The sequence below is a fragment of the Dactylosporangium sp. NPDC049140 genome (assembly GCF_040648435.1).
Window position 1 is genome coordinate 1 of the sequence record NZ_JBEZDS010000126.1, and the last position, 5,807, is coordinate 5,807.

The following is a 5,807-nucleotide window of genomic DNA, read 5'->3' on the forward strand; positions in this document are numbered from 1 at the left end:
ACGCCGTGCTCCCGGCCGTGCGGGGTGAGCAGGCGGCGTATGTCATCTATACCTCTGGGTCGACGGGTGTGCCGAAGGGCGTCGTCGTGCCGCACGTCGGTGTGCTCAACCTGGCTGTGCAGATCGCGCCGAAGCTGGGTCGTGTGGCGTTGCAGTTCGCGTCGTTCTCGTTCGACGCTGCCGTGATCGATGTGGCTGGTGTGCTCACGGTCGGTGGAACGCTCGTGATGGCGTCGGCGGTGGAGCGTGCCGAACCGCGTGCACTTGCGGCGTTGATCCGCTCGGCGGGTGTCACAGCGGCCAGCGTTGTGCCGTCGCTGCTGTCCCAGCTGGATCCGGCGGAAGTGCCCGGCGTCGGGTCGTGGATCGTCGGCTCGGAACGGGTCAGTGGTGCGTTGGCGCGGTCGTGGTCGGTGGGGGCGCGGGTGTTCAACGCGTACGGCCCGACTGAGGTGTCCGTGCTCGCGACCACGATGGTCTGTACGCCGGATGACGGTGGTGACCCGCCGATCGGTGGGCCGTTGGGCAATGTGCAGGTGCACGTGTTGGACCACAGTCTCCGTGCTGTCCCGGTTGGTGTACCGGGAGAGATCTACATCGGTGGTGTGGGTCTGGCGCGGGGGTATGTGGGTCGCCCGGAGTTGACGGCGGAGCGGTTTGTGGCCGGGCCGGGCGGGTCGCGGTTGTATCGGTCTGGTGATGTTGCGCGGTGGCGTGCTGATGGGGTGTTGGAGTTCGTCGGTCGTGCCGATGATCAGGTGAAGGTGCGTGGGTTCCGGGTGGAGCCGGGCGAGGTGGAGGCCACGCTGCGTGCTGCGTCGAGTGTCGCGGATGCGGTGGTGGTGGCCGAGGACGGGCGCCTGGTCGCGTATGTGGTGCCGGCCGGGAACGAGTCGTTGTCTGTTGAGGCGTTGCGGGTGTGGGTGGGGGCTCGGCTGCCGGAGTACATGGTGCCGGGAGTGTTCGTTGAGCTGGCGGCCTTGCCGCGGAACGCCAACGGGAAGGTGGACCGGAAGGCGCTGGACGGGGTGCAGCTGCCGGTCGGGGTCTCGTTTGTCGCGCCCGCCGGTCCTGTGCAGGAGGTGCTCGCCGGGATCTGGACCACGCTGCTCGGGGTTGAGCGCATCGGTGTGCACGATGACTTCTTCTCGCTCGGTGGGCATTCGCTGCTCGCCACGCAGGTGTTGTCTCGCGTGCGGGTCGCGTTCGGGGTCGAGGTGCCCGTCGAGGCACTGTTCGATGCACCCACCATCGGTGGGCTGGCGACGGCTATCGCGGCCGCCACTCCGGGGTTGACAGCGCCGCCGGTCGCGCCGGTTGGGCGGGACGTGCCGTTGCCGTTGTCGTTTGCACAGCAGCGGTTGTGGTTCCTGGCGCAGCTCGAGCCCGACTCGGTCGAGTACAACATGCCGGTCTTCATTCCGGTGCCGGGCGACGTTGATGTGGCCGGGCTGGCTGGGGCGTTGCGGCGGCTGGTGGAGCGGCACGAGGTACTGCGGACGCGGCTGGTGGCCGGGGCCGACGGCGTGCCTTATCAGGTGATTGAGCCGGCCCGGGACTTCGATCTGCCGATCGTCGCCAAGTCGGTCGAGGAGTGGCTGGCGGCCGACGCGCTCGTGCCGTTCGACCTGGCCGCGGCGCCGCCGTTGCGGGCCACGCTGCTGCGCGTCGCGCCCGGCGAGCACGTGCTGGCGCTCGCGATGCATCACGTGGCCGGCGACGAATGGTCGGACCGGATCCTGCGCGGCGAGCTGGCGGAGCTGTGCGCCGGGACCGTGCTCGACCCGTTGCCCGTGCAGTACGCGGACTTCGCCGTGTGGCAGCGCACGTGGCTGGCCGGGGCGGTGCTGGAGGAGCAGGTCGGGTACTGGCGGCGGCGGTTGGCGGGTGCGCCCGTGCTGGATCTGCCGACCGATCATCCGCGGCCGGCGGTCCGTTCGTCGGAGGGCGCGGTCATCGACTTCGCGATCCCCGACGACGTGGCGGCGGCACTGCGCACGGTGTCCCGCGGCTCGGGCGCGTCGATGTTCATGACGCTCTTCAGTGCGTACGTCATGCTGCTCAACCGCTGGTCCGGCCAGGACGACATCACCGTCGGCACCCCGATCGCGAACCGGAACCGGGCCGAGATCGAGGGCCTGATCGGCTACTTCATCAACACGCTGGTACTCCGCACGGACCTGTCCGGCGACCCGACCTTCACCGAACTGCTCGGCCGTGTGCGGACCGAAACCCTCGCCGGCTACGCGCACCAGGACGTGCCGTTCGAGCGCCTGGTGGATGAGCTGGTCACGGACCGGGACCGCTCCCGGACGCCACTGTTCCAGGCCCTGTTCAACTACGTCACCGCCGAGGAGACAGCGGACGACTCCCCGGACGACGAATTCGGCCAGGCCCGCGATGTGCAGGTGAAGTTCGACCTGCGCCTGATCGTGTCCGAGCACGGCACGGGCCTGGAGGGCGCGTTCCACTACGCGACCAGACTGTTCGACGAGCCGACCATCCGCCGGATGATCACCCACTTCCAGCAGCTCATGTCGGCGGTGGCCCGGGACGCGAGCATCCGACTGTCGCAAGTGGACCTCGAGGCTGCTGAGCTGAGCGACTGGAACGACACGGCGGCCGATCTACCCCCTGTGTCGGGCATCCATGAGCTGGTCCGGCCGTCGGATGCGATCGCGGTGGTTTCGGGTGGTGAGTCGTGGACGTTCGCCGAGGTCGTGAGCCGTTCGAACCGTCTGGCGCATTTGCTGCGGTCGGTGGGTGTGGGCCCGGAGTCGGTGGTCGGTCTGGCTACCGATGCGGGTGCCGACTTCGTGGTCGCGGTCCTGGCCGTGTGGGCGGCGGGCGGTGCCTATGTGACGTTGGATGGTTCTCAGCCGGCGCAGCGGTCGGCGTTCATGTTGGCTGAGGCGGGTGTGTCGGTTCTGGTCGGCACGGCGGACAGGATCGGTGACCTCCCAGTCGGCCGGTTGCGGACCGTGCTGTTGGACGATCCGCTGCTGCAGGTCATGCCGGACACCGTGCTGGGCACGGCGGTGTCGCATCTGGACCGGGTCGCGTACGTGATGTTCACCTCCGGCTCCACCGGCCGTCCCAAAGCCGTGCAGGTAACCCATCGGGGATTGTTGAACTATGTCACCGGTGTGCCGTCCCGGTTGGGGATCGGTGAGCCGGGCCGGTCCTACGCACTGTTGCAGCCCCCGACCACCGACTTCGGCAACACGATGCTGTTCACCGCATTGACGACCGGTGGGTGTCTGCATTTCGTGGACCCGGCGATCGTCACCGACCCGGACCTGGTCGACGCCTACCTGACTGAGCATGCGATCGACTACGTGAAGATCGTCCCGTCGCACCTGATGGGTCTGGGAGTCTCCCGGGTCCGGCCGGCCCGGGCATTGATCCTCGGTGGTGAGGCCACCCCCGTCGAGGTGGCTCGCGAGCTGGCTGGTCGTGCCGCGAACCATTACGGGCCGACGGAGACGACGGTTGGTGTGGCGACCGTGCGGCTCACGGATGAGGTGTTGCACGGTGCGGTGGTGCCGATCGGTGCACCACTGCCCAACATCCGGCTGCATGTGCTGGACCGGTCGTTGCGGCCGGTGCCGGTTGGTGTGCGGGGTGAGTTGTATGTGGGTGGTGCGGGGTTGGCCCGTGGGTATCGGGGCCGGCCGGAGCTGACCGCGGAACGGTTCGTTGCTGCCGAGGGCGGGTTGCGGCTGTATCGGACCGGGGACGTTGTCGTGCGTCGTCCCGACGGGCTGATTGCGTTCCTGGGCCGTGTGGATGATCAGGTGAAGGTTCGTGGGTATCGGATCGAGCCCGGCGAGGTCCGGGCGGCGCTGCTCGCGCATCCAGCTGTCACGGGCGCGGTTGTGGTTGCTGATGGGCAGCGGCTGGTCGGGTATCTGGTGCCCTCTGATGAGATGCCGTCGGTTGGCTCTCTACGGGCGTTCCTGGCTGGCCGGCTGCCGGAGCACATGATCCCGGCCGTGTTCGTTGAGCTCACCGCCATTCCGCTCACCGCCAACGGGAAGCTCGACCGGGCGGCGCTGCCTGCACCCGATCAGAGCCGGCCTGAGCTTGCGGGTGGGTTTGTCGCACCGGCCACACCCGCCGAGGAGTTGCTGGCCGGGGTCTGGGGCGAGGTGCTCGGGGTTGACCGTGTCGGGGTGCACGACAACTTCTTCGAGCTCGGCGGGCACTCGCTGCTCGCCACCCAGGTCGTGTCCCGTGTCCGGGCCGTGTTCGGGGTGGAGCTGCCCGTTGCGGCATTGTTCGACGAACCTACGATTGCCGGGCTTGCCGTTGCGGTCGAGGGGGCCTCGCCCGGTACGAATGTGGCGCCCATTGTGCCGGTGAGCCGGGATGAGCCGTTGCCGTTGTCGTTTGCGCAGCAGCGGCTGTGGTTCCTGGCGCAGCTCGAGCCGGACTCGATCGAGTACCACACGCCGGTCGCGCTGCGGCTGCCCGGGGAGCTCGACGCCACCGCGCTGCAGGCGGCGCTCGGTGGGCTCGTCGCCCGGCACGAGGTACTGCGCACGCGGCTCGTGGCGGACTCGGATGGGGTACCGCGTCAGGTTGTTGATCCGGCCACGGCGTTCGATCTGCCGTTCGTGGATCTCTCCGGCGCGGCCGATCCGGTGGCCGCGGCCGAAGCCTGGCTGGCCGCCGACCGGCGTGTCGCATTCGACATGGCCGCCGGGCCGCTGTTCCGGGCCACGTTGCTGCGGATCAGGGCCGACGAGCACGTACTGGCGATCGCCAAGCACCACGTCGTCAGCGACGAGTGGTCGGCCGACATCCTGCGCCGGGAGCTCGCCGCGCTGTACGCGGGGGCCGAGCTCGACCCGTTGCCCGTGCAGTACGCGGACTTCGCCGTCTGGCAGCGGCAGTGGCTCACCGGTGAGGTTCTCGACGCGCAGCTCGGCTTCTGGCGCGCGCGGCTCGCCGACGCGCCCGTGCTCGAACTGCCGGCCGACCGGCCCCGGCCGTCCGTGCGTTCCGCCGCCGGTACCCGGGTCGAGTTCCAGCTCCCGGCCGAACTCGTCGACGGGCTGCGCGAGGTGGCGCGAGCGGCGGGCGTCTCGATGTTCATGACGGTGTTCGGCGTGCTCACGGTGCTGCTCGGCCGGTACTCCGGCCAGGACGACATCGTCGTCGGCACCCCCATCGCCAACCGTAACCGGGCCGAGACCGAGGGGCTCATCGGGTTCTTCGTCAACACCCTCGCCCTGCGCACCGACCTGTCGGGCGACCCGACGTTCACGGAACTGCTGGGCCGGGTGCGGGCCGAGACGCTTGCCGCGTACGCGCACCAGGACGTGCCGTTCGAGCAGCTCGTCGACGAGCTCGGGGTCGAGCGGCACCGCTCGCGCAGCCCGATCTTCCAGGTGCTCTTCAACTACTTCACCGACACCGGCACGCCGTCCGACACGCTCACCGTCGCCGAGGACGGCGCCGACGAGTACGTCATCGGCGGCGTCGACCTCCGCTTCATCCTCGCCGAGCAGGACGGCGGTCTGGCCGGCACGGTCGAGTACAGCACCGCATTGTTCGATCGTGAGCGGATGCAGCGTCTGGCTGCGCATTTCGCCGAGCTGGCGTCGGCGGTCGTGCAGGACTCGGACGTTCGGTTGTCGAGTGTTGTGCTGCTGACGGGTGCGGAGCGGTCGGCGGTGGCGCAGTGGGCGGAGAGTGCGGCGGATCTTGCGCGGGTGGAGTTGTTGCCGGATCTGGTGGCGGGTTGGGTGGCGGCTACGCCGGATGCGGAGGCGGTCCGGTGTGGTGATGAGGTTGTGACG

1 protein-coding gene and 1 pseudogene are annotated in these 5,807 nt (G+C 69.2%); both read left to right on the forward strand.

Annotated elements, in window-relative coordinates:
* Window positions 1–68: 68 nt before the first annotated feature.
* Window positions 69–566: pseudogene (locus tag AB0B76_RS58600) on the forward strand (AMP-binding protein); the annotation flags it as partial.
* 192 nt (window positions 567–758) lie between these two features.
* The coding region (locus AB0B76_RS58605; RefSeq protein ID WP_360395047.1) for an amino acid adenylation domain-containing protein at window positions 759–5,807 on the forward strand (5,049 nt) is incomplete at its 3' end.